General features: G+C 59.1%; 29 protein-coding genes. 21 read left to right on the top strand and 8 right to left on the bottom strand.

The genetic code is table 11. The features are described 5' to 3' along the window. Positions 1-161 precede the first annotated feature (161 nt). From tsf to lpxA, 12 genes are all read left to right on the top strand, one after another. Complete coding sequence (tsf, locus tag EBQ26_RS11025; RefSeq protein WP_122239123.1) at positions 162-1,046, top strand: translation elongation factor Ts; 885 nt, start codon at positions 162-164, stop codon at positions 1,044-1,046. 276 nt (positions 1,047-1,322) lie between these two features. Next, the gene (gene pyrH, locus EBQ26_RS11020) at positions 1,323-2,054 is read left to right on the top strand and encodes a UMP kinase (protein WP_122239121.1); all 732 of its coding nucleotides are present in this window, start codon (positions 1,323-1,325) and stop codon (positions 2,052-2,054) included. A gap of 99 nt (positions 2,055-2,153) precedes the next feature. Beyond that, a complete protein-coding gene (gene frr, locus EBQ26_RS11015; protein WP_122239119.1) occupies positions 2,154-2,714 on the top strand; it encodes a ribosome recycling factor in 561 nt (186 codons plus the stop codon). 132 nt (positions 2,715-2,846) lie between these two features. Beyond that, the gene (gene uppS, locus EBQ26_RS11010; protein WP_122239117.1) at positions 2,847-3,629 is read left to right on the top strand and encodes a polyprenyl diphosphate synthase; all 783 of its coding nucleotides are present in this window, start codon (positions 2,847-2,849) and stop codon (positions 3,627-3,629) included. Then, complete coding sequence (locus tag EBQ26_RS11005; protein WP_122239115.1) at positions 3,623-4,516, top strand: phosphatidate cytidylyltransferase; 894 nt, start codon at positions 3,623-3,625, stop codon at positions 4,514-4,516. The genes uppS and EBQ26_RS11005 overlap by 7 nt, the downstream gene beginning before the upstream one ends. A 92-nt stretch (positions 4,517-4,608) precedes the next feature. Then, complete coding sequence (gene ispC, locus EBQ26_RS11000; protein ID WP_122239113.1) at positions 4,609-5,814, top strand: 1-deoxy-D-xylulose-5-phosphate reductoisomerase; 1,206 nt, start codon at positions 4,609-4,611, stop codon at positions 5,812-5,814. Positions 5,815-5,899: 85 nt separating this feature from the next. Further along, entirely contained in the window at positions 5,900-7,393 is a 1,494-nt protein-coding gene (locus EBQ26_RS10995) for a site-2 protease family protein (RefSeq protein WP_122239111.1), read from the top strand. Positions 7,394-7,473: 80 nt separating this feature from the next. Continuing rightward, positions 7,474-9,768 carry an outer membrane protein assembly factor BamA gene (bamA, locus tag EBQ26_RS10990; RefSeq protein ID WP_122239109.1) on the top strand — a complete coding sequence of 765 codons (2,295 nt, stop codon included), beginning with the start codon at positions 7,474-7,476 and terminating at the stop codon, positions 9,766-9,768. 21 nt (positions 9,769-9,789) lie between these two features. Continuing rightward, positions 9,790-10,302: an OmpH family outer membrane protein gene (locus tag EBQ26_RS10985; protein ID WP_122239107.1), complete on the top strand. Its 513-nt coding sequence runs from the start codon at positions 9,790-9,792 to the stop codon at positions 10,300-10,302. A 196-nt stretch (positions 10,303-10,498) separates the two neighbouring features. Then, positions 10,499-11,545, top strand: a complete 1,047-nt coding sequence (gene lpxD, locus EBQ26_RS10980) for a UDP-3-O-(3-hydroxymyristoyl)glucosamine N-acyltransferase (protein WP_238944327.1) — start codon at positions 10,499-10,501, stop codon at positions 11,543-11,545. After that, positions 11,545-11,991: a 3-hydroxyacyl-ACP dehydratase FabZ gene (gene fabZ, locus EBQ26_RS10975; RefSeq protein WP_122239149.1), complete on the top strand. Its 447-nt coding sequence runs from the start codon at positions 11,545-11,547 to the stop codon at positions 11,989-11,991. Before lpxD ends, fabZ begins: the two co-directional genes overlap by 1 nt. Before the next feature lie 83 nt (positions 11,992-12,074). Next, complete coding sequence (lpxA, locus tag EBQ26_RS10970) at positions 12,075-12,878, top strand: acyl-ACP--UDP-N-acetylglucosamine O-acyltransferase (protein WP_122239105.1); 804 nt, start codon at positions 12,075-12,077, stop codon at positions 12,876-12,878. Positions 12,879-12,909: 31 nt separating this feature from the next. On the opposite strand, the gene EBQ26_RS13090 is transcribed toward lpxA, so the two are convergent. Further along, positions 12,910-13,047 carry a hypothetical protein gene (locus EBQ26_RS13090; RefSeq protein ID WP_238944326.1) on the bottom strand — a complete coding sequence of 46 codons (138 nt, stop codon included), beginning with the start codon at positions 13,045-13,047 and terminating at the stop codon, positions 12,910-12,912. On the opposite strand from EBQ26_RS13090, the gene lpxB reads away from it, so the two are divergent. Both lpxB and rnhB read left to right on the top strand, forming a co-directional pair. After that, entirely contained in the window at positions 13,042-14,211 is a 1,170-nt protein-coding gene (gene lpxB, locus EBQ26_RS10965) for a lipid-A-disaccharide synthase (protein ID WP_238944325.1), read from the top strand. The genes EBQ26_RS13090 and lpxB overlap by 6 nt on opposite strands. 22 nt (positions 14,212-14,233) lie before the next feature. Continuing rightward, complete coding sequence (gene rnhB, locus EBQ26_RS10960) at positions 14,234-14,938, top strand: ribonuclease HII (protein ID WP_122239147.1); 705 nt, start codon at positions 14,234-14,236, stop codon at positions 14,936-14,938. 162 nt (positions 14,939-15,100) lie between these two features. On the opposite strand, the gene EBQ26_RS10955 is transcribed toward rnhB, so the two are convergent. Both EBQ26_RS10955 and EBQ26_RS10950 read right to left on the bottom strand, forming a co-directional pair. After that, entirely contained in the window at positions 15,101-15,538 is a 438-nt protein-coding gene (locus EBQ26_RS10955; protein WP_238944324.1) for a PaaI family thioesterase, read from the bottom strand. Next, the gene (locus EBQ26_RS10950; protein ID WP_122239145.1) at positions 15,528-15,848 is read right to left on the bottom strand and encodes a Dabb family protein; all 321 of its coding nucleotides are present in this window, start codon (positions 15,846-15,848) and stop codon (positions 15,528-15,530) included. Before EBQ26_RS10950 ends, EBQ26_RS10955 begins: the two co-directional genes overlap by 11 nt. Before the next feature lie 149 nt (positions 15,849-15,997). Between EBQ26_RS10950 and EBQ26_RS10945 the strand changes: the two genes are divergently transcribed. Both EBQ26_RS10945 and purD read left to right on the top strand, forming a co-directional pair. After that, on the top strand, positions 15,998-16,717 hold the full coding sequence (locus EBQ26_RS10945; protein ID WP_122239099.1) for a YebC/PmpR family DNA-binding transcriptional regulator: 720 nt from the start codon (positions 15,998-16,000) through the stop codon (positions 16,715-16,717). A gap of 81 nt (positions 16,718-16,798) precedes the next feature. Next, the gene (gene purD, locus EBQ26_RS10940) at positions 16,799-18,094 is read left to right on the top strand and encodes a phosphoribosylamine--glycine ligase (RefSeq protein ID WP_122239097.1); all 1,296 of its coding nucleotides are present in this window, start codon (positions 16,799-16,801) and stop codon (positions 18,092-18,094) included. A gap of 73 nt (positions 18,095-18,167) precedes the next feature. Here purD and EBQ26_RS10935 read toward each other — a convergent pair whose 3' ends face one another. Continuing rightward, positions 18,168-18,878, bottom strand: a complete 711-nt coding sequence (locus EBQ26_RS10935) for a hypothetical protein (RefSeq protein ID WP_122239095.1) — start codon at positions 18,876-18,878, stop codon at positions 18,168-18,170. Positions 18,879-19,181: 303 nt separating this feature from the next. Beyond that, the gene (locus EBQ26_RS10930; RefSeq protein ID WP_122239093.1) at positions 19,182-19,676 is read right to left on the bottom strand and encodes a DUF4240 domain-containing protein; all 495 of its coding nucleotides are present in this window, start codon (positions 19,674-19,676) and stop codon (positions 19,182-19,184) included. A gap of 751 nt (positions 19,677-20,427) precedes the next feature. Between EBQ26_RS10930 and EBQ26_RS10925 the strand changes: the two genes are divergently transcribed. Together EBQ26_RS10925 and EBQ26_RS13085 are read left to right on the top strand one after the other, a co-directional pair. Continuing rightward, positions 20,428-20,760: an integrase core domain-containing protein gene (locus tag EBQ26_RS10925; protein ID WP_238944323.1), complete on the top strand. Its 333-nt coding sequence runs from the start codon at positions 20,428-20,430 to the stop codon at positions 20,758-20,760. 271 nt (positions 20,761-21,031) lie between these two features. Then, positions 21,032-21,175 (top strand): hypothetical protein, encoded by a 144-nt coding sequence (locus tag EBQ26_RS13085; RefSeq protein WP_238944322.1) that lies wholly within the window; start codon positions 21,032-21,034, stop codon positions 21,173-21,175. A 142-nt stretch (positions 21,176-21,317) separates the two neighbouring features. On the opposite strand, the gene EBQ26_RS12745 is transcribed toward EBQ26_RS13085, so the two are convergent. Together EBQ26_RS12745 and EBQ26_RS13165 are read right to left on the bottom strand one after the other, a co-directional pair. Continuing rightward, positions 21,318-22,412, bottom strand: a complete 1,095-nt coding sequence (locus EBQ26_RS12745; protein WP_147474052.1) for a hypothetical protein — start codon at positions 22,410-22,412, stop codon at positions 21,318-21,320. Further along, positions 22,409-23,152 carry an RHS repeat-associated core domain-containing protein gene (locus EBQ26_RS13165; RefSeq protein ID WP_275265350.1) on the bottom strand — a complete coding sequence of 248 codons (744 nt, stop codon included), beginning with the start codon at positions 23,150-23,152 and terminating at the stop codon, positions 22,409-22,411. The genes EBQ26_RS12745 and EBQ26_RS13165 overlap by 4 nt, the downstream gene beginning before the upstream one ends. Before the next feature lie 117 nt (positions 23,153-23,269). Between EBQ26_RS13165 and EBQ26_RS13075 the strand changes: the two genes are divergently transcribed. The 3 genes from EBQ26_RS13075 to EBQ26_RS10910 all read left to right on the top strand — a co-directional run bounded on the left by EBQ26_RS13075 (position 23,270) and on the right by EBQ26_RS10910 (position 25,374). Next, positions 23,270-23,455 (top strand): hypothetical protein, encoded by a 186-nt coding sequence (locus tag EBQ26_RS13075; RefSeq protein WP_238944321.1) that lies wholly within the window; start codon positions 23,270-23,272, stop codon positions 23,453-23,455. A 465-nt stretch (positions 23,456-23,920) separates the two neighbouring features. After that, positions 23,921-24,526, top strand: coding sequence for a type IV toxin-antitoxin system AbiEi family antitoxin domain-containing protein (locus EBQ26_RS10915; RefSeq protein WP_122239088.1), 606 nt, complete (start codon positions 23,921-23,923; stop codon positions 24,524-24,526). Further along, the gene (locus EBQ26_RS10910) at positions 24,523-25,374 is read left to right on the top strand and encodes a nucleotidyl transferase AbiEii/AbiGii toxin family protein (protein WP_122239086.1); all 852 of its coding nucleotides are present in this window, start codon (positions 24,523-24,525) and stop codon (positions 25,372-25,374) included. The genes EBQ26_RS10915 and EBQ26_RS10910 overlap by 4 nt, the downstream gene beginning before the upstream one ends. 123 nt (positions 25,375-25,497) lie before the next feature. Here the strand turns inward: EBQ26_RS10910 and EBQ26_RS13070 are convergent. Further along, positions 25,498-25,711 (bottom strand): hypothetical protein (locus EBQ26_RS13070; RefSeq protein ID WP_238944320.1); only part of this gene is annotated, 214 nt, incomplete at its 5' end.

Below are 25,711 nucleotides of genomic sequence, written 5' to 3'. Positions count from 1 at the left end.
GCAAGACCTGTTGGCGCTGCCAGGCCCGTCAGGGCCGCAGGGCGCAACCCAAAAGGGGCATCGTTGCAAGAGGCCCCTTTTTTTGTATCTGCGCTGGCGGTGGCACCGTGGCAGGTCTGTGTTTTTTTGACATTTTTGAAATCCCCGACTGGAGAAACCCAATGACAGTGACAGCAAGCATGGTGGCCGAACTGCGCGCCAAGACCGATGCCCCCATGATGGAGGCCAAGAAAGCCCTGGTGGAAGCCAATGGCGACATGGCCAAGGCTGAAGAATTGCTGCGCATCAAGCTCGGCACCAAGGCGGGCAAGGCCGCTTCGCGCGTGACCGCCGAAGGCGTGATCGCCGTGGCGATGCAAGGCGCAACGGGTGCGATGGTGGAAGTCAACTGCGAAACCGACTTCGTGAGCAAGAACGACAGCTTCCTGGCTTTCGCCAATGCTGCTGCCGATCTGGTGGCCAAGCACAACCCTGCCGATATCGAGGCGCTGGGCGCGCTCGCTTATGAGCAAGACGGCTTTGGCCCCACGCTGGAAGAAGTGCGCAAAGGCCTGATCGGCAAGATCGGCGAGAACATGAGCCTGCGCCGTTTCGTGCGTTTTGCCGACACCAAGCTGGCCCACTACCTGCACGGCACGCGCATCGGCGTGGTGGTGGAGTTCGATGGCGATGAGGCTGCCGCCAAGGATGTGGCCATGCACGTGGCCGCCATGAAGCCCGTGGCGCTCTCCAGCGCCGATGTGCCTGCCGAGCTGATCGAGAAAGAGCGCTCTGTGGCCCAGGGCAAGGCGGCCGAATCGGGCAAGCCTGCCGACATCGCCGCGAAGATGGTCGATGGCGCCGTGGCCAAATACCTCAAGGAAGTCTCGCTGCTGGATCAGCCCTTCGTGAAAAACGACAAGCAAAGCGTGGGCCAGATGCTCAAGGAGAAAAACACCTCCGTCAAAGGCTTTACGCTCTATGTCGTGGGCGAAGGCATCGAGAAGAAGGTGGATGATTTCGCCGCCGAAGTGGCCGCCCAGATGGCCGCTGCCAAAGGCGCTTGATCGCGTCTGCCTTGCACCTTGCGTGTGCCCTGGTCTGTCTTTGATAGGGTAGGGCATGCGCACCGCCTTGGCCCTGGCGGTGCGGTGCAGAAGGCCCGGCGGGCTTTTTGTAGCTTCCCGCGCCTTGCCTGCTTTTGCCTTCTTTCAATCAATGGGCATGGCATTCGGGCATGGTCTTTGCAGATTGCATGGCGGCTTGCCGTGTGATGTGCAAATGCCAGTCGGCCCACAAGGCCTTTTGGGCTTCTGTCAAGCCTTTTGCTCAACCCTCCCGCTATGACGACTGATACCCGCCCCGCTCCTGTTTACAAACGCATTTTGCTCAAGCTCTCGGGCGAAGCCCTGATGGGTGACGATGCCTTCGGCATCAACCACGCCACCATCGAGCGCATGGTGGACGAAATCCTCGCCGTGGCCAAGACGGGGGTGGAGCTGGCGATTGTGATTGGTGGCGGCAACATCTTTCGTGGCATTGCGGGTGGCGCGGCGGGCATGGATCGCGCCACGGCCGATTACATGGGCATGTTGGCAACGGTGATGAACTCGCTGGCCCTGGCCAATGCCATCGACCGCAAGGGCGTGCCTGCGCGGGTGATGTCGGCCATTTCCATCGACCAGGTGGCCGAGCCGTATGTCCGCCCCAAGGCGCTGCAATATCTGGAGGAGGGCAAGGTGGTGGTGTTCGCCGCCGGGACGGGAAACCCGTTTTTCACCACCGATACGGCCGCAGCCCTGCGCGGGGCGGAGATTGGCGCGCAAATCGTGCTCAAGGCCACCAAGGTTGACGGCGTCTATACCGCGGATCCCATGAAAGACCCTTCGGCCACGCGCTATAGCCGCATCAGTTTCGATGAGGCGATGGTGAAAAACCTCGGCATCATGGATGCCACGGCGTTTGCGCTGTGCCGCGATCAAAAGCTGCCCATCAAGGTGTTCTCCATCGTCAAGCCTGGCGCGCTGGAGCGCGTGGTGCATGGCGAGGATGAAGGCACCCTGGTGTACGCCTGAAGCCCTGCCTGAGCCATCTTCCAGCCCTTATTCCGGCCCATGTGCCGATTCAAGAATCAAGAAATAAGCGACAAGCGCTGCAAATAAGGAGTGATCCCAATGTCCATTGCCGATATTCGCAAAACCACCCAGCACAAGATGGAGCAATCCATCGCCGCGTTCAAAAACCAGTTGGCCAAAATCCGCACCGGCCGCGCCAACCCCGGCTTGCTCGATACCGTGCAGGTCGAGTACTACGGCCAGCATGTGCCCATTAGCCAGGTGGCCAACGTTTCTCTGCTGGATGCGCGCACCATCAGCGTGCAGCCTTGGGAGCGCGACATGGCGGCCAAGGTGGAAAAGGCCATCCGCGAAAGCGATCTGGGCCTGAACCCCGCCAGCATGGGCGATTTGATTCGCGTGCCCATGCCGCCCATGAGCGAGGAGCGCCGCAAGGAGATGACCAAGCTCGTGCGCAGCGAAGGCGAGGGCGCCAAGATCGCCGTGCGCAACCTGCGCCGCGACGCCAATGACGCGGTCAAGAAGCTGGTGAAGGAGAAAGAGGCATCGGAAGACGATCAAAAACGCTCCGAAGCGGATATCCAGAAACTGACCGACAAATTCATCGCCGAAATCGACACGCTGGTGGAGAGCAAGGAAAAAGAAGTGATGGAGGTGTGAGGCGTTGCGCCGATATTCCTCTATTTTTCCAAATCAAAAGCAAATGCGTTTTATTGTAGAATTGCCGAAATAGGGCGGTTTCTTTGCTTTTGATTTATAATTTGGTCGTTTCACCTTGCGAGTCTTGCGACGATGGGATCCAACGCTTTAGCGCCGCTGCCGCACCATGTGGCCATCGTCATGGATGGCAATGGCCGTTGGGCGCAAAAGCGCCTGTTGCCCCGGCTGGCCGGGCATAAGAAAGGGGTGGAGGCCCTGCGCCGTTGCGTGCAACTGTGCGGTGAGCGCGGGGTGCGCGTGCTCACCGTGTTTGCGTTTTCGTCGGAAAACTGGCGCCGCCCGCCCGAAGAAGTCTCCGGCCTGATGGGCTTGATGCTCAGCGCGCTGGCCCGCGAAGTCTCGGGCCTCAAGGCCCACGGTGTGCGCCTGCACTGCGTGGGCGAGCGTGCGCCGCTGGCGGAAAAAGTGCGCCAGGGTCTGGAGCAGGCCGAGCGCGAGACGGCGGGCAATGACGGCCTCATCCTCAACGTGTGCTTCAACTATGGCGGCCGCTGGGATATCGCCCAGGCCGCCGAGCGCGCGCGCCAGCAATCGCCCCATGCACCGATCACCGAGCAAACGCTGGCAGCGCACACCGCGCTGGCGCATGTGCCCGATCCCGATTTGCTCATTCGCACCGGCGGCGAGCGCCGCATCAGCAACTTTTTGCTCTGGCAACTGGCCTATGCCGAGCTGTATTTCAGCGACACGCTGTGGCCTGATTTCGACGCCGCCGATTTGGACGCCGCCCTGCGCGATTACGCCCAGCGCCAGCGCCGCTTTGGCAAGACGGGCGAGCAAGTGACAGGGCAGGTCAAGCGGCAGGATAAGGGGCAGGACGCCCGTGGAGCCGAGCCGGGAGAGTTGCCATGCTGAAGCAGCGCGTCATCACCGCCGCCGTGTTGCTGTTGATTGTTGCCGTATGTTTGGCAGCCCCTGGGCGCTGGCCTTTTGCCTTGTTGATTACGGCCTTCATCAGCTTGGGTGCGTGGGAGTGGGGGCGTTTGAGCGGCTTGCCTGAAGGGGCGGCGCGCACCCTGGGCTTGGGCTTCGCCCTGGTGGGCGCGGCGGCGGCGGCCTTGCTGGGCTGGCCCACCCGCGCGCCAGAGGCGCACAGCGACGGGTGGGCGCTGGCTTGGGCTGTGTACCTCATGGCTTGGCTGCTGCTGGCTGTGCTGGCCCTGCGCGGCGGGGTGCCTGCCTGGCAGGCCGTGGCTGCGGATAGCGGGCTGGGCCTGGCGCGCAGGCTGGCAGGGCTGGTGGTGCTGGGCGCGGCGTGGGCGGCGGCGGTGCAGGTGTTTGCCCACGGCGTTTATTTTTTGCTCACGCTGCTGGCGCTGGTGTGGGTGGCCGATACGGGCGCTTACATCGCGGGCAAAAGCTGCGGGCAGAAGTTTTTTGCACGCAAGCTGGCCCCTTCCGTCAGCCCCGGCAAAAGCTGGGAGGGCGTGCTCGGCGGCATGCTGGCGGTGCTGGCGCTGGCGGCGGCCTGCCTGTGGGCCGATGGCCATGTGCCCGCTGCCTGGGGCAAGAGCTTTTACGGCGTGGCCGCCCAGCAATGGGGCGTTGCCGCGCTGGTGCCGCTGTGCCTGCTGCTGGCGGCCATGAGCGTGATGGGCGATTTGCTCGAATCCCTGGCCAAGCGGGCTGCGGGCATGAAGGACAGCAGCCAGGTGCTGCCTGGCCACGGCGGCGTGCTCGACCGGATCGATGGCCTGCTGCCCGTGCTGCCGGTGGGGGCGCTGCTGGTGGCTTTGTCGTGAGTTTTTTGCAAATCAAAAGAAATAAAAAATGCCTATTTTGGCATGGTATGTATAAAGATGATTTTCTTTTGAATGGTTGATTGGGGATGGGTATGACTGTGACGACTGCACCGTTGCAGCGGGTGGCTGTGCTGGGCTCGACAGGCTCTATTGGCGTGAACACGCTGGATGTGCTGGCCCGCCATGCCGATCGCTTCGAGGCCTTTGCCCTCAGCGCGGGCCGCAATGTGGATTTGATGGTGCGGCAGTGCCTGCAATTTCGGCCCGCCGTGGCGGCCATGGCCGATGAGGCCAGCGCGGCGCAGTTGCGCGCGGCTTTGCAGGCCCAGGGGCTGCGCACCGAGGTGGCATCAGGCCCGCAAGCCATTGCCGCGCTGGCTGCGCACGAGGCGGTGGATGTGGTGATGGCCGCCATCGTCGGTGTGGCCGGGCTGCCGCCTGCGCTGGCGGCGGCGCAGGCGGGCAAGCGTTTGTTGCTGGCCAACAAGGAGGCGTTGGTGGTGGGCGGTGCCTGGTTCATGCAGCAGGTGCGCACGCACGGCGCGACGCTGCTGCCCATCGATAGCGAGCATTCGGCCATCTTCCAATCCCTGCCCGAAGACCCGGCGACCTGGGCGCAGCGGGTGGAGAAAATCATCCTCACCGCTTCGGGCGGGCCGTTTCGCCAGCGCGATGTGGGCACGCTGGCCCAGGTCACGCCCGAGCAGGCTTGCGCGCACCCGAACTGGAGCATGGGGCGCAAGATTTCCGTCGATTCGGCCACCATGATGAACAAGGCGCTGGAGGTGATTGAGGCGCGCTACCTGTTTGACCTGCCGCCCGAGCAGTTGGAGGTGGTCATCCACCCGCAAAGTGTGGTGCATTCGATGGTGCAGTACCGTGATGGCTCCATCGTCGCCCAACTGGGCACGCCGGATATGCGCGTGCCCATTGCCTATGGCCTGTCCTGGCCCCAGCGCATGGAATCGGGCAGCGCCCGGTTGGATTTCCGCCAACTGGCGGCGCTGACGTTTGAATCGTTTGACGACCCTACCCACCAGCAACGCTTTGCCTGCATGTCCCTGGCCTGGCAGGCGTTGCGTGGCCCGGCGGGCAGCACGGCCATCCTCAACGCCGCCAATGAAGTGGCGGTGCAGGCGTTTCTGGATGGCGCGCTGCGCTTTGATCGCATTTACACCGTCAACGCCCACACGCTGCAAACCTGCCAGCCGGGCGCGTGCGACAGCCTGGAGGCGCTGCTGGAGCTGGATGCCCGGGCGCGCCGCGTTGCCCAGGCCTGTGTGCAGGCCCAGGCGTGAGCCGCCGTGGCAAGCGGCTTGCGTCAACGGCCTTTTCCCCCGTTTTGGAATACGTTTTGAACACGCGTAGGGCGCGTGCCACCCCATGCTGACTCTGCTGGCTTTTCTCATCACCATCGGTTTGGTGGTGGCGGTGCACGAATACGGCCATTACCGCGTGGCCGTGGCCTGCGGCATCAAGGTGCTGCGGTTCTCCATCGGCATGGGCAAGCCGCTGCTGCGCTGGCGCTGGCCGGGGCGGGAAGCGGAATTCGTCATCGCGGCCTTGCCAGTCGGGGGCTACGTCAAGATGCTGGACGAGCGTGAAGGAGCCGTGCCCCCCGATGAACTGCACCGCGCCTTCAATCGCCAGCCGCTGCGCAAGCGGGTGGCGGTAGTGCTGGCCGGGCCGCTGGCCAACCTGGCGCTGGCCGTGCTGCTGTTTGCTGCCATCAACTGGTGGGGCGTGCAAGCGCCCCAGCCCATTCTGGCGACGCCCGAGCCTGGCTCCTTGGCCGAAGCGGCTGGCTTGCGCCAGGGCGACAGGGTGCTCCAGGCTTACGCCCTGGCCGCTGGCCAGGCATGGGATGAGGCGATGGGGCTTGAACCAACCCATGCCGTGCCTTCTTTTGATGAGCTGCAATGGCGGCTCAGCCGCGCTGCGCTGGAGCGCCAAGACCTCGCCTTGCGCGTGCAAAGCGAACATGGCGCCGAGCGCGTGGTGCGGCTGCCGTTGGCGCAGTTGCAGGCCAGCGATTGGGACGGGCAGGTGCAACGCACCATTGGCCTCGTAGCCCCGTTGGCCGCGCCCGTACTGGGGCAGGTGCTGGAGGGTGGCGCAGCACAGCAGGCAGGCTTGCGTGCAGGCGATGTGGTGCTGGCCGTCAATGGCGTGCCGATGCGCGATGCGGTGCAATTGCGCGCGGTGATCGTCGCCTACGACGCCGCGCAAGGCCCACAGCTTTGGAGCGTGCGCCGCCGCCAGGCAGGCGCTGGGGTGCAGCAGGCCGCGGCCAATGGCGAAAACTGGCAAACCTTGCAGTTGCCCGTGCGCCCCCAAGCGCGTGCGCAAGCGCACCAGCCCAGCGCCAACGCGCAGCCTGAACCCAATACGACGGCCGTTGCGCCTGCACCGGCAGCGAAAGCCACGATTGGCGCCATGCTGGGCAGCAGTGGTGAGGCCGCCATGACCCTGGTGCGCTATGGCGCATGGCAGGGCCTGGTGCGCGGGGCCGAGCGCGCTTGGGAAATGGCGGGGCTGACGCTGCGCATGTTGGGCCGGATGTTGTTAGGGCAGGCTTCGTTGAACAATCTCAGTGGGCCGATTTCCATTGCACAGTATGCGGGGCAATCGGCCAGCCTTGGCGGCATGGCGTTTATGCATTTTTTGGCCGTCATCAGCCTTAGCCTTGGGGTGCTGAACCTGCTGCCCGTGCCGCTGCTCGATGGTGGGCACCTGATGTATTATCTTTGGGAGGCTGTGACGGGCAAACCCGTATCGCAGCTATGGGAGCAGCGCTGGCAGGCCTTTGGGGTCGCAGCGCTGCTGATGTTGATGGCCCTGGCTGTGTTCAACGATTTGAGCCGGTGGATAGGCTAAAGCGTGTGACGAACTGGCCTGCAATGCCTGCATCTTCCCGCCTTTTGCCTCCCGCCTCTTGCCGCGTGTCTGACCAATCCATGAACCACTTTTTCAAACGTTTTTGTACCCGTGCGACGGTGGCTGTGGCCACTTGCGCCACCAGCCTGACGCTTTGGGCCGTCGAGCCTTTTACCGTGGCGGATATCCGCGTGGAAGGTTTGCAGCGGGTTGAGGCCGGCACTATTTTTGCCTCTTTGCCCATTCGGGTGGGTGATCGCTACACCGATGCAAAGGCGGCCGAATCCATCCGTGCGCTGTTTGCGCTGGGTTTGTTCAACGATGTGCGGATTGAGGCAGATGGCAATGTTTTGGTCGTAGTTGTGCAAGAGCGCCCCGTGATCGGCAATGTGGAGTTTTCCGGCACGCGGGAGTTCGATCGCGATGTGCTGAGCAAAGCCATGCGCGATGTGGGTCTGGCGGAAGGCCGCCCCTTCGATCGCTCCATGGCCGACCGGGCGGAGCAGGAGTTGGTGCGCCAATACCTGTCGCGGGGTTTTTATGCCGCCAACGTTGTGACGACCGTCACCCCCATTGATCGCAACCGCGTGAATTTGGTTTTCACGGTCGATGAGGGCAGCGTGGCCAAGATCGGTGAAATCCGCTTTACGGGCAACAAGGCTTTTTCGGAGTCCACCCTCAAAGGTTTGATGGACCAGGACACGGGCGGCTGGCTGAGCTGGTACACCAAATCCAACCGCTACTCGCGCGCCAAGCTCAATGCCGATTTGGAATCGGTGCGCTCCCACTACTTGCAGCGCGGCTATCTGGATTTCCGCATCGATTCGACCCAGGTGGCGATTTCGCCGGACAAGCAAAGCATCTCCATCACCATCAATGTGCATGAAGGGGAGCGCTTTGGCGTCTCGGGCGTCAAGCTGGAAGGCAACTTTCTGGACCGCGACGATGAGTTCAAGTCGCTGGTGCGAATCAAGCCTGGCGAGGCGTACAACGAGGAGCAGGTCACCCAAACGACCGAGGCCATTTCCCAGCATTTCTCGGATTACGGCTACGCTTTTGCCCAGGTGGAGGCTCAGCCGGAAGTCAACCGCGAAAACAACACGGTGGAAGTGGTGCTGCGCGCCGAGCCGCGCAGCCGCGTGTACGTGCGTCGCATCATCGTCACGGGCAATACGCGCACGCGCGATGAGGTGATCCGCCGCGAGTTCCGCCAGTTTGAGGCCTCGTGGTACGACGGGCAGAAAATCCGCCTCTCGCGCGATCGGGTGGATCGGCTGGGCTACTTCACGGAAGTGGATGTGGAAACCCAGGAGGTGGTCGGCTCGCCCGACCAGGTGGACTTGCAGGTGAGCGTCAAGGAAAAACCCACCGGCTCGCTGCAATTGGGTGCGGGTTTTTCCAGTGCCGAGAAGCTCTCTTTCTCCTTTGGCCTGAAGCAGGACAACTTCATGGGTACGGGGCATTACCTGGGCCTGGACCTCAACACCAGCAAGTACAACCGCACGCTGGTGTTCAGTACCACCGACCCTTACTTCACCCAGTCCGGCGTTTCGCGCACGCTGGATGCCTACTACCGCACCGACAAGCCTTATGACTACATGGGCGGCAATTACTCGCTGGTGACGTATGGCGCTTCGGTGCGTTTTGGCGTGCCGTTCAGCGAAATCGATACCGTGTACTTCGGCCTGGGGGCCGAGCGCAACCAGATCAAGCCTGGCACCATGATCCCCGCCGCGTATCTGCACTACGCAGACCGCTTTGGTTACACCAGCACTTCCGTGCCGTTCACCGTTGGTTGGTCGCGCGATAGCCGCGACAGTGCGCTGGCGCCCAATGAGGGGCGTTACCAGCGCTTTAACAGCGAGTGGTCTTTCGCAGGCGATACGCGCTATCTCAAGAGCAACTACCAATACCAGCAATACATCCCGCTGAGCAAGCGCTACACGCTGGCCTTCAATGGCGAGGTAGGCTGGGGCAAGGGCATGGGCGATCGACCTTTCCCCGTATTCAAGAATTTTTACTCGGGTGGCTTGGGTTCGGTTCGCGGTTTTGAGCAAAGCTCCCTGGGGCCGCGTGATTTGACCGGTGCTTCGCTGGGCGGACTGAAGAAAGTGAACCTGAATGTGGAGTTCATTACGCCGTTCCCTGGTGCGGGCAATGACCGCACGCTGCGCATCTTTGCTTTTGTCGATGCCGGCAATGTGTTTGGCGCGCATGAGAAGGTGCGCTTTTCGGATTTGCGTGCTTCCACGGGCGTGGGCTTGAGCTGGATTTCGCCTGTTGGCCCGCTGCGTATTGCGTATGCGCACCCCATTCGCAAGAAAGCAGGCGATAGAATCGAGGAAATTCAATTCCAGATCGGAACTTCGTTTTAAAACAAAAGGGTTTTTACCGTCATGAAACCAGTACTCAAACTTTCATCGGCTGTTTTGCTTGCGGCGACTTTGGCGTGGGCGCCCGCTTACGCGCAAGCGTTCAAGGCCGGCTTTGTCAATACCGACCGCATCCTGCGCGATTCCAACATGGCCAAGTCCGCCCAGCAGCGCCTGGAGCAGGAGTTCTCGCGCCGCGAGAAGGAAATCCAGAACCTGGGCAACAGCTTGCAAGCGGCGTCGGATCGTTTTGAGCGCGAATCGGCCACCATGTCCGAGTCCCAGCGTATGCAGCGCCAGCGCCAGTTGATGGAGCAAGATCGTGAATTCCAGCGCAAGCGCCGCGAATTCCAGGAGGACTTGGCTGCCCGTAAAACCGAGGAGCTGGCCCAGGTGCTTGAGCGCGCCAACGCCGTCGTGCAACAAGTGGCGCAAAGCGAAAATTACGATGTGATCTTGCAGGAAGCGGTTTGGGTGAACCCCAAACTCGACATTACCGACAAGGTGATTAACGCCCTCAACGCCAGCAAGCGTTAAGTTCCTTCCCTTTTTGCCCAGCCATGCCCTTGCAACCCAAGGGTGTGGCTGGGCAAAACTGTTTCATTCCATTCCCTGTAACAAAGCGCTGGTGTAGTGGCCTTGGCTGTGCGTCCTTGGCTGTGCGTCCTTGGCTGGGCAATGTCGGCAACCTTGAGCCAGGGGATGGGTATTGCAAGGCTTTGGAGAGGCTTCTGTGCGGCAGGCCATCACTCTTGAGGACATCATCCAGGCGCTCGGCGGCCAATTGCATGGCCGGGGCGATACCGTTATTGAGGGTATTGCGCCCTTGGAGTCGGCAGGCCCGCAGGCCATCAGCTTTCTCAGCGATCCCAAGTTGGCGCCAGCGCTGGGGCATACCCGGGCGGCTTGCGTCATCGTGCATCCCAACCAACTGGCGCAAGCCCAGACCCGCCAGGGCGGCGCGGATGCGGCCTGCATCGAAACCACCGATCCCTATTTGTACTTCGCCCGTCTGACGCAATGGTGGCGCCAGCGCCGTGAAGGGCTACCTGCTGCAGGCATTCACCCCAGCGCAGTGGTGCACCCCACGGCGCGTATCCACCCTACCGCCTCTATTGGCGCGCTCAGCGTGGTGGAGGAGGGGGTGGAGATCGGCCCTGAAACCCGCGTAGGCTCGCGCGTGACCATCGAGCGTCATTGCATCATTGGCGCGCGTTGCATCATCCAGTCGGGCGCGGTCATCGGCGGCGATGGCTTTGGCTTTGCGCCCGATCGCAGCGATCCGGCCCGCCCTTGGGTGAAGATCGAGCAACTGGGCCGCGTGCGCATTGGCGACGATGTGGAAGTGGGTGCCAATACCTGCATTGACCGTGGCGCGCTGGGCGATACGGTGATTGGCAAGGGAGTCAAACTCGACAACCTCATTCAAATTGCCCACAACGTGCAGGTCGGCGAGCACACCGCCATGGCGGCCTGCGTGGGCATTTCCGGCAGCACCAAAATTGGCGCGCATTGCACGCTCGCTGGCGGAGTGGGGGTGGTTGGCCATATCGAATTGGCCGACGATACGCACGTTTCCGGCGCGACGGTGATTTCTCGCTCGCTCACCGAGCCGGGGCGCTATACCGGGGTTTATCCGTTCGAGCCGCATGCCAAATGGGAGCAAAATGCCGCCCTGCTGCGACAACTGAAAAAAATGCGAGAACGCATTCGCAGCCTGGAAAAAGAACTGGCCGCATTACAAAACCATCCAGAGACAAAGCCGCCACACGCATCATGATCATGAACATTCACAAAATCTTCGAGCTGCTGCCGCACCGTTATCCCTTTTTGCTGGTCGATCGCGTCACGGAAATCCATTTGGGCGAGCGCATCGTGGCGTACAAAAACGTCACGGTCAATGAGCCGTTTTTCAATGGCCACTTCCCCAAAAACCCTGTCATGCCTGGCGTGCTGGTGCTGGAAGCGCTGGCGCAGGCCGCGGGTCTGCTCTCGTTCGAGACTTATGGTGAAGCCCCGGGGGAAGACAAGGTGTTTTATTTCGTGGGCATCGACAACGCCCGCTTCAAGCGCCCCGTGGTGCCGGGCGACCAGCTCGTGCTCGAGGCGAGCATCGATCGGGTGCGCGGCGGCATCTACAAATACAAAGGCGTGGCCAAAGTCGATGGTCAGGTGGTGGCCGAAGCCGACCTGATGTGCACGATGCGCCCGGTGGACCGGGGCTGAATGCGCGCCGCCCGTTGACGCGCCTGCCCCGCCGCCTTGCCGCCTAGCCTGTCCAACCCTCTCAGCCCGCACGGCCCGTTTTTATGTCAGCACAAGCCTTGATCCACCCCAGCGCCATCGTTCATCCAGGCGCCCAGTTGCATGCCAGCGTGCAAGTTGGCCCCTATGCCGTTGTGGGCGAGCACGTGCGCATCGGCGCGGGCAGCACCATTGGCGCGCACTGCGTGATCGATGGGCGCACCACGCTGGGCGAAAACAACGCCATTTACCCGCATGCTTGCATTGGCGGCCAGCCGCAGGACAAGAAATACGCGGGCGAGCCCACCGAGCTGCATATCGGCAACGGCAACACGATCCGGGAATTCGTCACCATCAACATCGGCACCGCGCAAGGCGGCGGCGTGACGCGCGTGGGCGATAACAACTGGATCATGGCTTACGCCCACATCGCGCACGATTGCCAGGTGGGCAGCGAAATCGTCATGGCCAACAGCGTGGCGCTGGCCGGGCATGTGCATGTGGGCGATTGGGCCATTTTGGGTGGCTTGACGGGCGTGCACCAGTTCACGCGCATCGGTGCGCACGCCATGATTGGTTTTTCCAGCCATGTCTCGCAAGACGTGCTGCCTTACGTGCTGGCCGGGGGCAACCCCTTCGCCGTGCATGGACTGAACGTGGAGGGCTTGCGCCGCCGCCACTTCAACGCCAATCAGATCGCCGCGCTGAAAAATGCCTACCGCATCGTTTTCCGCGAAGGCCTTTCGCTGGACGACGCTTGCGCGCAACTGCAAGACTTGCAGGCCAATCTGGTGCAAGGCGATGGCTGGGAGGAAGTGCTCAACATCCTGGCCTTTGCTCAGCAGGCTGAACGCGGTATTGCACGTTAATCCCTGTTTTTATCATTCAAAAGGAAATAAATCATGCCTTTTTCGGCATGATGGTGTTGAAGCGAATTTTCTTTTGATTTGTATTTGCTGCATTTGCCCCCTTGCCGTGCAGGCCGCCATCCATCGCGGCCTGCCGCTTTTTGGGCACTAGCCCTTCACCTGTATGCATGGCGCTCCAACTCCTCTGAACCTGGCGATGGTGGCTGGCGAAGCCTCTGGCGATTTGCTGGCTTCGCTGCTGCTTGGCGGCCTGGCCCGGCAAGGCTGGGCGGTGCGCGGCTGGGGCATTGGCGGGCCGCAGATGCAAGCCCAGGGCTTTGAGGCGCGCTGGCCCAGTGAGCGCCTGGCCGTGCATGGCTATAGCTGGGAAGTCGTCAAGCGCGTGGCCGGGCTGTTGCGCCTGCGCCGCCAACTGGGCAACCAATTGCTGGCCCAGCGGCCCGAGGTGTTCGTCGGCGTCGATGCGCCCGATTTCAACCTGGGGCTGGAGCAGCGCCTGCGCCGCGCGGGCATTCCCACGGTGCACTTCGTTTGCCCTTCCATCTGGGCTTGGCGGCCTGAGCGCGTGCATGCCATCCGCGCGGCGGCCGACCATGTTTTGTGCCTTTTCCCTTTCGAGCCAGCCTTGCTGCACCAGCACGGCATCGCGGCCAGCTTTGTGGGCCACCCCTTGGCGGCCTCCATCGCCTTGCAGCCCGATCCCCAAGCCGCCCGCCTGGCTTTGCGATTGCCGCTCGAGGGGCCTGTGCTGGCGCTGCTGCCGGGCAGCCGGGGCAAAGAGATTGATTACCTGCTCCCGCGCTTTCTGGCCGCCGCCGCCTTGCTGCGCCGCGACTGGCCACAACTGTCCATCGTCTTGCCCGCCGTGCCGGCCCAGCGTGCGCGCATTGATGCCATGCTGCGCGCCCACGCTGTGCCCGGCGCGCCTGTGCAGGTGCTCGATGGCCAATCGCACCTGGCGCTGCAAGCCTGTGATGTCACCCTCATCGCCAGCGGCACCGCCACGCTGGAGGCCGCTTTGTTCAAAAAACCCATGGTCATCAGCTACGCCATGCACCCCTGGAGCGCCCGTCTGATGCGCCGCAAGCAATTGCAGCCCTGGGTGGGCCTGCCCAACATCTTGCTGCGCGAAGCCGTGGTGCCTGAGCTGCTGCAAGACGAGGCCACCCCCCGCGCGCTGGCCTATGCCGTCGCCCAATGGCTTGCCGCCAGCATCGACCGCGACGCCGCCTGGCAACGCCTGCAACACCAATTCACCGCGCTGCACCAATCCCTGCAAGCCGATACCCCCGCCCTTGCCGCCCATGCCATCCAAACCCTCCGCGCGCGCTGACGCCGCAGGCGCCGCGCGCCAAATGCTCTCCCGAAAAGCCGCCTCCAGCGCTGCACAAAAAGCTGCACAAAAAACTGCGCGCCAGCAGGGCGAGTTGCCTTTGCTGCTGGAGGCGCTGCCGCCCCTGCTGGCCGGGGTGGATGAGGCGGGCCGTGGCCCGCTGGCCGGGCCGGTGGTGGCTGCCGCCGTCATCCTGGACGATTTGCATCCCATCGCCGGGCTGGACGATTCCAAACGTCTGAGCGCCAAAAAACGCCAGCAACTCAGCGATGCCATCAAAGCCCATGCGCTGACGTTTTGTATTGCCGAAGCCAGCGTGGAGGAAATCGACCGCCTCAACATCCTGCAAGCGACCATGCTGGCCATGCAGCGCGCCGTGGCCGGGCTGCGCATCCGCCCGCGGCTGGTGTGCGTGGACGGCAACCGCACGCCCCGGCTGGAAGTGCCCGCCGTCGCCATCGTTGGCGGCGACGCCAAGGTGCAGGCCATTTCGGCGGCCTCCATCCTCGCCAAAGTCCACCGCGACGCCTGGCTGGATCAGGCCGATCAGCAGCACCCGCAATACGGCTTTGCCCGGCACAAAGGCTACGGCACCGCCGCCCACCTGGCCGCCTTGCAAGCGCACGGCCCTTGCGCGCTGCACCGCCGCAGCTTCAGGCCCGTGGCCGAAAGCGTTACCCGATGGGCTGAGGAATCGGGCGCTTTGCCCCCGGTCAATGCCAGTTGATGCTGCGAATGGGCGGGAGCAGGCTTGGCTTGCGCTATTTTTGCTAATCAATAAGAAAAATATTTGCCATATTTCGGCATGATGGTATTGAAGTGGGTTTTTCTTTGATTGGTATATGAGTTCGGGCCCGTGCAAAGCCCTGGCGTGACGGGCGCCAGCGTGTCAGGCCGCGGCCGGCCGTTGCTTGAGCACGAACGTGCCGCTGGCCTGGGCGCTGGCCTCGCCCGCCGCGTTGTAAACCGTGGCCTGGGCAAACACCAGGGTGCGCGTGCGGTGCAGTACTTTGCCGCGGGCCGTCAGCGCGCCGGTGGAAGGGCGCAGAAACGTCGTTTTCATCTCCACCGTGATGGCGCCGATCTCGGGCGCATCAGGCTCCAGCGCAGCAAAGGCCATGGTCACATCCAGCAAAGTCATCACCACGCCGCCGTGCGCCATGGCGTAGGCGTTGTGGTGCTCTGCCGCAGGCGTCATGCGCAGATGCGAAGCGCCTTGGCCATAGGCGACGATCTCGATGCCCAAATGCTCAATAAACGGAATGCGAAAGCCGCGCCCGGCCAGGCTGCCAGGCGAAGCTGGGGCAGGGGCGGGATCAGGCGACATAGTCCAGACACTGGCGCGATTGGCGCACCGCAGCGATAAACCCCTTGATGGCCTCGTGCTGCGGGTGGCTCTGATAGGCATCCAGGGCAGCCTGATCGGTGAACTCGCTGTAGAGCACCACATCGCAAGCGGCAGCCTCCAGCCCCGCATGCTGGGCCTCGGCGGCGGTGGCGACTTCAAAACGCACGATGCCGGGCACGATGGCGGCGCAGCCCATCAGCATTTCTTTCATGCGTTGCATGTTGGTGGCGCGGTCGGCGCCTTCAGCGGTTTCGTGCAACTGCCACATCACTATGTGTTTGATCGTCATGAAGAAGCAGGGCGCCAGGGCTGGCTTTGGCCCAGGGCGCAAAGGACATAACACGCTCTAGAATAGCCCGTTTTTGTATTCCCCAATTCACAATTGATCGCGCGCGCGAAGGCCCCGTCCGTCCGCGCAGCGACGGAGGTTTTTCCAGCATGGCAGGGCATAGCAAATGGGCCAATATCCAGCACCGCAAAGGTCGGCAAGATGAAAAGCGCGGCCGTATCTGGACGCGCATCATCCGCGAAATCATCGTAGCCGCACGCGCTGGCGGCGGCGATCCGGCAGCCAATCCGCGCCTGCGCCTGGCCATCGACAAGGCCAAAGCCGCAAACATGCCCGCGGACAACATCAAGCGCAACATCGACAAGGCCACCGGCAACCTCGAAGGCGTGAGCTACGAAGAAATCCGCTACGAAGGCTATGGCATCGGCGGCGCAGCCATCATCGTGGACACCATGACCGACAATCGCCAGCGCACCGTGGCCGAAGTGCGCCACGCCTTCAACAAATACGGCGGCAACATGGGCACGGAAGGCTCGGTGGCCTTCCAGTTCCAGCGCGTGGGGCAATTCTTTTTCGCCCCCGGCACGGATGAGGAAAAAGTCATGGAAGTGGCGCTGGAAGCCGGCGCCAACGATGTGCTGACCGACGACGAAGGCGCCATCGAAGTGCTGTGCGATCCCAACGATTTCGAGGCCGTCAAAAATGCGCTGGAAAGCGCGGGCCTGACGCCCGAAATGGCCGAAGTCACCATGCGCGCAGACAACACCATCGCCCTGGAAGGCGAAGACGCCCAGCGCATGCAAAAGCTGCTGGACGTGCTGGAAGACCTGGACGACGTACAAGACATCTTCCACAACGCCGCGCTGTAGTTGCCCAAGCCGCAAACCGTGGCCCCTGGACGCATCTCCTGCGCGAGATGCACCCTCGAACAACCCTCGTTTCAATTCATCATGAAAGTTCTGGTCATTGGCAGTGGCGGCCGCGAACACGCGCTGGCCTGGAAACTGTCGCAATCCCCGCGCGTGACGCGGCTCTTTGTCGCGCCGGGCAACGGCGGCATGGCGCTCAACCCCAAATTTGAGCTGCTGCCCATCACGGATATCCAGGCACTGCGCGCCTGGGCGCAACAGGAAAAAATCGCCCTCACTGTTGTCGGCCCCGAAGCGCCGCTGGCCGCAGGCGTGGTGGACGAATTCCGCGCCCACGGCCTGCGCATCTTTGGCCCCAGCAAAGCCGCCGCGCAACTGGAAAGCTCCAAGGCGTTTTCCAAGCAGTTCATGCAACGCCACGGCATCCCCACGGCCGCGTTCGACACCTTCACCGACCCGGTGGCCGCCAAAGCCTTCATCGACCGCTTGGGCGCGCCCATCGTCGTCAAAGCCGATGGGCTGGCTGCGGGCAAAGGCGTGGTCGTGGCCGAAACCATCGAGCAGGCCCACCAAGCCGTGGACGACATGCTGCTGGACAACCGCTACGGCGCCGCCCACAACCAGGGCGAAGCCCGCGTGGTGATTGAGGAATTCCTCACCGGTGAAGAAGCCAGCTTCATCGTCCTCTCCGACGGCAAAAACGTCCTTGCCCTGGCCACCAGCCAGGACCACAAACGTCTGCTGGATGGCGACCAAGGCCCCAACACGGGCGGCATGGGCGCGTACTCGCCCGCGCCCGTTGTCACCGCCGATGTGCACGCCAAAGCCATGCGCGAAATCATCCTGCCCACCATCCGCGGCATGGAGCGCGATGGCATCCCCTACACCGGCTTTCTCTACGCAGGCTTGATGATCGATGCCAACGGCCAGCCGCGCACGCTGGAATTCAACTGCCGCATGGGCGATCCGGAAACCCAGCCCATCATGATGCGCCTCAAAAGCGACCTGTATGAAGTCCTGGCCGCAGCAGCCGATGGCAAGCTCGACCAAGTGCAATTGCAGTGGGATCGCCGCGTGGCCCTGGGCGTCGTCATGGCCGCGCACGGCTACCCTGAATCCCCCCGCAAAGGTGATGCCATCACCAACCTGCCCCCGCTGGAAGACGATGAGGAGCCGGAAGTCATGGTCTTTCACGCCGGCACGGCCTGGGATGAATCGGGCGTGCTGCGTACCAGCGGCGGCCGCGTGCTGTGCGTCACCGCCTTGGGCGATAACGTGCGCCAGGCCCAGCAAAAAGCCTATGAAACCGCCAGCCGTATTCAATTCGACGGCGCGCAGTACCGCAAAGACATTGGCTATCGGGCAATAAAAGGCTAAGAACCAGGTTTCTACACCATAGACAAACAACAAATCCCATCATGGTTTGATAGTCAAGACATGATGGGATTTGTTATTTGGTAATTGATTTTTTGATTTTGAATGCGGAGAAATCTTCGGTTTCTATGTAATGGTCAAAAATCAACAATTCAAAATCAGACCTGATCAAGCTATTTATTGCGGAGCATGCCAATGAGGTTGGGAAGCTGGCCTCTGTTATGAGGCTTTCAAGGTCGGGGGAGTGGTTGGTTGCGTCAAGAATAAAGCCTTCCCCGCCGAAGAAAAAGAATTCCAGGATGTGGCTGTAGTTTATTGAGTTGAAGGGGCATCTTGCAATAAATAGCAATTTGCCATTCGTTGTCAAGGCTTTTTGTTCGATTGGCTCTATATTGGCGATTTTAAAATGGTTTTCCAATATTTTTTGTAATCCGGTGTGTCTATTTAGGCGGTTGTTGTGAGTTAAAAATGGAGAGATAAGGAATGCAACACTGGTTTTGAAGGAGAAGTCAAAGAAATTTTTGAGGAATTTATCTTTATTGATGGGGTGCCTGCGCTCTCTCCATCCTCTCATTTCTTCTATGTCGCATTTGCAATGTAGCCTAATTGTACCTCGGCTTAAAGCTAGCTCATGAACTCCGGGGAATTTATAACTTTCAATATGCATGATATTGTTAAGATAGGATTTGATTTTTTGCAGGTTCATTAGGAATGAAACGTTGTAAAGAGCTTCATTTTCGAGCAGTGTAAGCAGTGTCTTGTAGAGGTCAGTTTCCTTGAGGGGCAAAGTTAAACGCGCTCTTTCCACACTATGGAAATGCGTCTGCTGATGCTAGCCTTTCTTGGGGACTTGCCTCATTGTTGCCATGGTTGATACTGAAGCGCTTCTCCAAGCCGAGGCCAATTCCAAAAGGAGTAAGGCTTGGTTCTTGAAGCGATGATTTTGCCTTTGTATGTCCTGCCCGTTAAGAGAAAATCACGCGCGCAAACGCTGTGAGGCCGAGCCTTCCTGCAAACTTCGCCATGGTTTTGTGCAAAACGGGGCTGGCAGTAGAAGGGAAAGCGTCGAAGGACAGCGGAATCGAGAACTTCAACACTTTTTTGAATGACAGAAGGCGGATGTTAGGGGGTATTCTTTGTTTAATTCTGATTCGGATTTTTTTATAAATTCAAATTCTGGAGAGTCATGCATTACGCAAAAATCATTATTTTCAAGCTCTCCGAAATCTTCAATCCAGAATCCGTAATCGCCCCACCCACTGTCTAGGGCCAAGAAGAAAAATAAATCTGGGCTTTCAATCAATTTTTCACAATAATATTTTCCAAGATAAATCATGGACCTTGCAAAATAAGAGAATCTGTCATCTCCACAGTATCCATTGTTGAAAATTCTGCAAAGATCGTACAGCTCTTGTCTTTGTAAATTTAGCACAACTCTGTGAAAGCCTATGGAGACATTTATTTTGTTTTCGTTGCTTAGAATCGAATATTGATGGTTTATTTCGGTGACAAAGTCATTGCTCCATTTTTCGTGGTTATCATAGAAACTCCAAAAAATATCTTCAGGTGATTTGTCTTTAGGCATAACTAATCATAAAGAGATGAAAAAGTTGAACTGCACTGGCTGAAGAAGTTTTCTTCATATCATCCGTCATATTTCTTTTCCCGATACGACCTGGGTCCAAGTCGTGTTTTTTATTTAACCAAGGTTTCCATCTTGCAGTTTCTAAGGTTTCATCCTGCTCGTATCGAGATCGCGCATCCGGAAGCGAGGGAAAAGCATGATGGGCGCAGTCTGTAGTCTATGTGCATAGGCCCAAGCACACGCAAACGGCCCGCAAGGCGTGTCGAATGGGGCGACGCGCTTCGAAGGAGATGCCAATCAGCGCGCCGTTCTCATCAATGGCTGCAACGCTGTTCCAGTTGGTTTTGTAATGCCACGATGCCACTCGTCCTTCTGGCCATTGCGGCAGGATCTGGCGCAACTGTTTGACGTGGTTTCCGTTGAATGGAGTGCCTTCCTATACCCGGAACATCAAGTCCATCAGCTCGGCATACCCGGTTACTTCCTGTCTGTCGCGGGCTCGAACTGATTGATGGCAAAAGGCTGGATAGGCATGCCGTCTGGGTCATGGATTTGAACCTTGTTGCCGCATGTGGCAAACCGCAAGCATGCCTGGGCATTCTCGATCACGGCTCGCGGCTGTGCGTTCGGCTCACCACGCTGATCAACAAACGCAGCTGGACACTGTTGGGTCACCTATGCCTGGCCATTGGTCAGCATGGTAAGCCCCGAGCGGTGCGCACGGACAACGAAGCCATCTTTCAACAGCTTCGTGTTCACCACATTCCTGAAACTGGTGGGCATTCGCAAACAAACCACGCCTGTTTGTGCGCCCTGGTGCAATGGACGGATAGAGCGATTCTTCGGCGCTATCAAGCCTTGGCTGCGGCAGCTGGTTCATCAAAGCACAGCGGATGTGCAAAACGTTCTTCAGGAAGCCGCCTGGTTTTACAACCATGTGCTTCCGCACCAAAACCTCAAGGGCTTGACGCCCAAAGAAGCTTGGGCTGGGCTGGTACCAGAAGATCTCCATCGGGGCGCACGGGACGCGCTGCTTGTGCAAACCCTGGATGGCGTGCTTTGCGGTTATTGGATCAGGCGTTAAAGCGTACAAGCCGCTTCACAGAACTGTCCGCTGGTTTGTGCGTAGCGCAAGGGATCAACGCGCCTGTTGGGGCGGGATCGAGCAAGAAATAGCGCGAAAAGAGAAGAAATCACACGTGCGGATGCCGTGATGGCGCGCGCAACTGTGGGTTTCAGCCCCGTTTTGTGAAAAAACGGGGTTGAAAGCAGTCGGAGAAGTGTCGGCGGACAGCGGACGGGACAGCGCCATCGGGCATGGGCACTGACACGAAGCCCTGAGCTGATGCCGTGGCATGGGCCAGCGGATCCCGGCTCTGGCGCCAGTGCTTGATGCCCAGAACAAGGAAAAGGGCGATGATGGTGAGGACAATAAGGCGCATGGTTGCTTGAGAATTGATTTTTACGGTCTGGTTCGGGTTGTTTTGCGGGCCTTTTGATTGATGAGCCCAAGCATCCTATTGGCCTGGCCCGAGAGGTCGGATTCTTGCCTTGCAATCGAAGCATATTCCTTCAACGCCAAATCCAGCTTCCCTTGATCGAAATGATTTAAGATCCAACCACAAAACAGGAAAGACCCTACTATTTTAACGACTCATGCAGCGATCTAGAAAAATCCATCACCAGTTCTTCAAAATAATCCTGCTCAAGCAAAAAATCGTGCAGAACCTCATCCTCCTGTCTAAAGCATATAAGTCTCTGCTTTTTAATCAATCTATCATTAAATAGAATCAAATGATGTTTTCGAAAATAAGACGAAGAAAAACAATCACTCAAATAAAAAATTTCTCTCATTTTGCATGCAAGATGCGATGAAAGGCCATCCTGCTCCAAGCCGTTTTTCGAGTCAACTGTTTGCGCATAAATAAAATTAAATATATCCACGGAAGAATCTCCATCCAAAAATCCTATAAATCTTTTATTTTTCTTTTCAGAAAATTCATTCAATCTCGCACTCAGATTCATTAAATTTACAGAGCTTCTGTAATTGCCAATTTCCATATCTTTATTTTTAATGCAAAAATTTCCAATCGCTTTACTTTTATCAGAGACTTTATATTTAAATTTCAAACATCCACAACCAATCACGTTTTCCAATATTCCGTTTTTTTTGTTTATATCATTATTCTTGCGGGCCTTGTATGGATAAGAACTCATAAACGAAGATGAAAATTCAGATATCAAATCCTCAAAATATCCAGTGCTCAGCAAAATTTCGTGAGGCACTCTATCTTTCCAGGAACCCCATATAAATCTTTGCTTGTTTATTGAAAAATCATCAAACAAAATGCCAAAAAATTTATCCAAGAAAGAGTAGGACAAATTATCATCCAAATGAAATATATCATTCATTCGATAAAGGGTCAATGATGGCGGACTTTCGTAGCTGTCAAAATCACATTCTGGAGTCATAAACGTCACTATTTGGAAATATATAAAATTAAGCAGCGATTCTTTTGGTTCGCCATTTAAAAAACCAATATTTCGCATCTCTTTTTTTTGTGAAAAATCATTTAGCCAGTCGTGCACGTCATTTAAGTTGACGATATCATCGTAATCGCCAATTTCCACTCCATCATAAACAAAGCAAATATTTCCGTATAAAAAATCGACGTCGCTAATAATTTTGTACTTAACTTTCAGTGGGCCTGCGCCAATAATTCTTTCGATATTCACTTCTTTAACCTCAATCTATCACGTACATATGGAGGGGTAACAAACCCGGGGGGTATATTCTTGCTTCCTGAAAAGTGCGCAGTGCCATCATTTCCAGAGCTGAATCGATATACATCCCCTTTGCTGTTTAGTCCATACCAATGCTTTGGATTTTTTGGATCCCCCGGAACTGCCCTCTTGTAAACATCTTCAGCATCTGCCGGAAGCGGGGTTTTATCGTTTGCCCTTCGCAGTCGAACATGCGCTTGATTAACATGATATTTTGGCTTTGGCCCTTGATATCGAGGCAGTTTATTAAAGCCAAACTTATCAAGTTTCAGCCACTTAAGCGGATTCAAGCACTCAAGCGCACAATCACCCAACGTCCGAGGATCACACTCACTCTGAATGGCAGCCCTGAGGGCATCCGACACTTTGCACTTTGCCACGCATCGCGCATAGCTCCACACAATGGCCGGAACGGCCTCTCCCGTGGGGTCGCTGTAGCTCAGCGGGTTCTGGTACGCATAGCCGTAGGTGTTGATGCCATCGTACAGGCCCAGCGGGTCGCTTTGCATGTAGCGGCCCGTTTGCGGGTCGTAATACCTTTGCTGGTTGTAGTGCCTGCCGCTTTCCGCGTCCCAGTATTGGCCCGGCAGCCGTATGTTGACTTCGGTGCGGCTGGTGCTGTTCACCCACGTTTGCCCAAAGCTTTCGGCCAGGGCTTGCCAGGTGGCCGCTCCGCTGCTGTCGCTGGCCACCAGCGGGCGCTCCAGGTGGTCGGTGTGCAGCCAGTGGGTTTGGGTCTGCGCCTGGCCTTGCGCACCGCTGTTGTGCTCGGTTTGCCACAGCGGGGCTGTGCCCCAGCCGCTGTCGGCTTGCCAGCCGTAGCTTTTGGTGGTTTGCCCGGCGGCGTTGATTTCTTCTACCAGGCCTTCGTCGCTGTAGAGGTACCAGGTGGTGGTTTGTTGTGCGCCCTGGCCGGTGGTTTTGCTGATTCTGCGCCCGGCGGGGTCGTATTGGTAGTGGCGGAAGAGAGGAAATCACGCGTGCGGATGCTGTGATGGCGCGCGCAACTGCGGGTTTCAGCCCTGTTTTGTGAAAAAACGGGGTTGAAAGCAGGTGGAGAAGTGTCGGCGGACATCGGACGGGGCACCACGCGGTGTGCGGAGCGCGCAAAGAAAAACGCCCAACCGAGAATGGTTGGGCGTTTGTATTTGGTGGTGCAGTTCTCTACAAGAGGAGGCCTTTCTGTCACAAGGGCGCTGCCATCGGCGGCGCAGTTCTACGTTGATCGTGCACCCGAGGGGAAATGCGACGCCACCGCGCATTTGCTCGTTGCCACAGGCAACGCACTATCAGTGGTTTGATCCCGGCCCGGGGAATCGCACAGGCGTGCCATCGCGCCATGAATGGGCGGAAACTGGCGTCGCAATGGCGCATGTCAGTCGTCACATGGCTGGACGGCAGAAGTTCCGTTTTATCGTCAAAATGTTGTATTAAACGAATAAACGGAGCAAACTCTCACCATGCTCGCTGATACCCACACCCGACGCGTCCTCGAACTGGCCAGCCAGAAAGGACTGCTGCGCGCCAGCGATCTAGACGCCATCAATGCGCCCAGGGTTGTCCTGACGCGCCTGATCGCCACTGGCGTTCTGGACAGGGTGGGGCGTGGCCTGTACCGCCTGTCAGATGCGCAGGGATCGGAATTCGAAAGTCTCGCAGCCGTCGCCACCAAGGCGCCGCAGGCCGTGTTCTGCCTGCTCACGGCGTTGCAATTTCACGAGCTGACCACACAACTGCCGCGCCAGATCTGGATCGCCATGCCACGCGGCAGCCACGTGCCACGGATCGACTATCCGCCAATCAAGATGGTTCAGATGATCGAGAGCGTCTACACGGTGGGTGTCGAGGAACACCTGCGCGAGGGCGTGAAGCTGAGGGTATACGGCGCGGCCAAGACGGTCGTGGACTGCTTCAAGCACCGCAACAAGATCGGCCTAGACGTGGCGTTGGAGGCACTGAAAGACGCTCGGCGCAGCGCCAAAGCAACGGCGGATGACCTGTGGCGCTATGCAAAGATTTGTCGCGTGGCCAACGTGATGCGCCCCTACCTGGAGGCTGTCGAATGAGCAACATGGCCGCATCCGTCCGCGCACGCCTGCTGGGCATCGCCAAGGCACAGGAATCGGATTTCAATCAGGTGCTGGTGCGCTTCGCACTGGAGCGCATCCTCTATCGCCTGAGCCAATCCGAGCATGCGGGTCGTTTTTTGCTCAAGGGTGCGCTGCTGTTCACGCTTTGGTACGACATGCCGCACCGGGCTACGCGCGATGCCGACCTGTTGGGTTTCGGCGCAAGCGATTTGGAATCCGTCGCGCAAGTCTTCCGCGAGATCGCTGCCATCTCGGTGAACGATGGCATCGTGTTCGATCCGGCCTCAGTCGCCGCTGAGGAAATCCGCAAAGAAGCAGGCTACGGCGGCGTGCGGGTGACTATCGCAGGCGAGCTGGCGAAAGCGCGCTGCAAGACGCAGATCGACGTCGGCTTCGGTGACGCCGTTACGCCTGGGCCGGTGGATTCGGTCTACCCTGTGTTGCTGAACGACTTGCCCGCGCCGCGTCTGCGGGTCTATCCGACCTACACCGTGGTCGCGGAAAAGCTCCACGCCATCGCCCTGCTAGGCATGACGAACAGCCGCGTGAAGGACTACTTTGACCTGTCGGTGCTGCTGGAGCGCGAAACTCTCGACGCCGATCTACTCGCCCAGGCGATCAAGGCCACCTTCGAGCGTCGCGGCATGGCCGTACCTACCGAGCTGCCTGTCGGTCTCACGGACGAGTTCGCCCACGATACGTCGCGGCAGGCGCTGTGGCAGTCGTTCGTCAAGAAGAATGAATTCGCCTCCGAGCCCCTGGCTGCCATCGTGGTTCGGCTAAGGACAGCCTTGGAATCGGCATTGAACCGCGCCGTGCGATGACTGCGCACGTCCTGGGCGCTACCTGCTCGCGCTCATCGCCACAGTCGGTCCAGTTCCCATGCAGATTTGCATGGGGGCTCCAATGACTCCCCGCTCATCCCCCGTATTTCTTGACGCCCCGTGCTATTGCTTTGCCTGATCCTGTTCATCCTGCTCGTGTGTTTTTGGTTCGCCCAAATCCAACGACGCAGGAAGACACTCCGGCATCGTCGCGCTCCTCTCACCCCCACCGACAGCGAAGCGGCTGCGCAAAACCAGGGGCAAGTGCGCATCGGCCAACCCAAGCCCCAGTGGGTAGTGAAAGAGGTGTTGCGTATCAAAGCCCAGATGGGCAAGC

The organism is Allofranklinella schreckenbergeri, assembly GCF_003703475.1.
Classification (GTDB): Bacteria; Pseudomonadota; Gammaproteobacteria; order Burkholderiales; family Burkholderiaceae_C; genus Lampropedia; species Lampropedia schreckenbergeri.
This window is presented reverse-complemented; position numbering and strand designations above follow the sequence as displayed.

What these genes read in the sequence shown, in the direction of transcription:
- tsf (WP_122239123.1), top strand. Translation starts at nt 162, where the DNA reads ATGACAGTGACAGCAAGCATGGTGGCCGAACTGCGCGCCAAGACCGAT.
- pyrH (WP_122239121.1), top strand. Translation starts at nt 1,323, where the DNA reads ATGACGACTGATACCCGCCCCGCTCCTGTTTACAAACGCATTTTGCTC.
- frr (WP_122239119.1), top strand. Translation starts at nt 2,154, where the DNA reads ATGTCCATTGCCGATATTCGCAAAACCACCCAGCACAAGATGGAGCAA.
- uppS (WP_122239117.1), top strand. Translation starts at nt 2,847, where the DNA reads ATGGGATCCAACGCTTTAGCGCCGCTGCCGCACCATGTGGCCATCGTC.
- EBQ26_RS11005 (WP_122239115.1), top strand. Translation starts at nt 3,623, where the DNA reads ATGCTGAAGCAGCGCGTCATCACCGCCGCCGTGTTGCTGTTGATTGTT.
- ispC (WP_122239113.1), top strand. Translation starts at nt 4,609, where the DNA reads ATGACTGTGACGACTGCACCGTTGCAGCGGGTGGCTGTGCTGGGCTCG.
- EBQ26_RS10995 (WP_122239111.1), top strand. Translation starts at nt 5,900, where the DNA reads ATGCTGACTCTGCTGGCTTTTCTCATCACCATCGGTTTGGTGGTGGCG.
- bamA (WP_122239109.1), top strand. Translation starts at nt 7,474, where the DNA reads ATGAACCACTTTTTCAAACGTTTTTGTACCCGTGCGACGGTGGCTGTG.
- EBQ26_RS10985 (WP_122239107.1), top strand. Translation starts at nt 9,790, where the DNA reads ATGAAACCAGTACTCAAACTTTCATCGGCTGTTTTGCTTGCGGCGACT.
- lpxA (WP_122239105.1), top strand. Translation starts at nt 12,075, where the DNA reads ATGTCAGCACAAGCCTTGATCCACCCCAGCGCCATCGTTCATCCAGGC.
- lpxB (WP_238944325.1), top strand. Translation starts at nt 13,042, where the DNA reads ATGCATGGCGCTCCAACTCCTCTGAACCTGGCGATGGTGGCTGGCGAA.
- EBQ26_RS13090 (WP_238944326.1), bottom strand. Translation starts at nt 13,047, where the DNA reads ATGCATACAGGTGAAGGGCTAGTGCCCAAAAAGCGGCAGGCCGCGATG.
- rnhB (WP_122239147.1), top strand. Translation starts at nt 14,234, where the DNA reads ATGCTCTCCCGAAAAGCCGCCTCCAGCGCTGCACAAAAAGCTGCACAA.
- EBQ26_RS10955 (WP_238944324.1), bottom strand. Translation starts at nt 15,538, where the DNA reads ATGTCGCCTGATCCCGCCCCTGCCCCAGCTTCGCCTGGCAGCCTGGCC.
- EBQ26_RS10950 (WP_122239145.1), bottom strand. Translation starts at nt 15,848, where the DNA reads ATGACGATCAAACACATAGTGATGTGGCAGTTGCACGAAACCGCTGAA.
- EBQ26_RS10945 (WP_122239099.1), top strand. Translation starts at nt 15,998, where the DNA reads ATGGCAGGGCATAGCAAATGGGCCAATATCCAGCACCGCAAAGGTCGG.
- purD (WP_122239097.1), top strand. Translation starts at nt 16,799, where the DNA reads ATGAAAGTTCTGGTCATTGGCAGTGGCGGCCGCGAACACGCGCTGGCC.
- EBQ26_RS10930 (WP_122239093.1), bottom strand. Translation starts at nt 19,676, where the DNA reads ATGCCTAAAGACAAATCACCTGAAGATATTTTTTGGAGTTTCTATGAT.
- EBQ26_RS13085 (WP_238944322.1), top strand. Translation starts at nt 21,032, where the DNA reads ATGGGCCAGCGGATCCCGGCTCTGGCGCCAGTGCTTGATGCCCAGAAC.
- EBQ26_RS10915 (WP_122239088.1), top strand. Translation starts at nt 23,921, where the DNA reads ATGCTCGCTGATACCCACACCCGACGCGTCCTCGAACTGGCCAGCCAG.
- EBQ26_RS10910 (WP_122239086.1), top strand. Translation starts at nt 24,523, where the DNA reads ATGAGCAACATGGCCGCATCCGTCCGCGCACGCCTGCTGGGCATCGCC.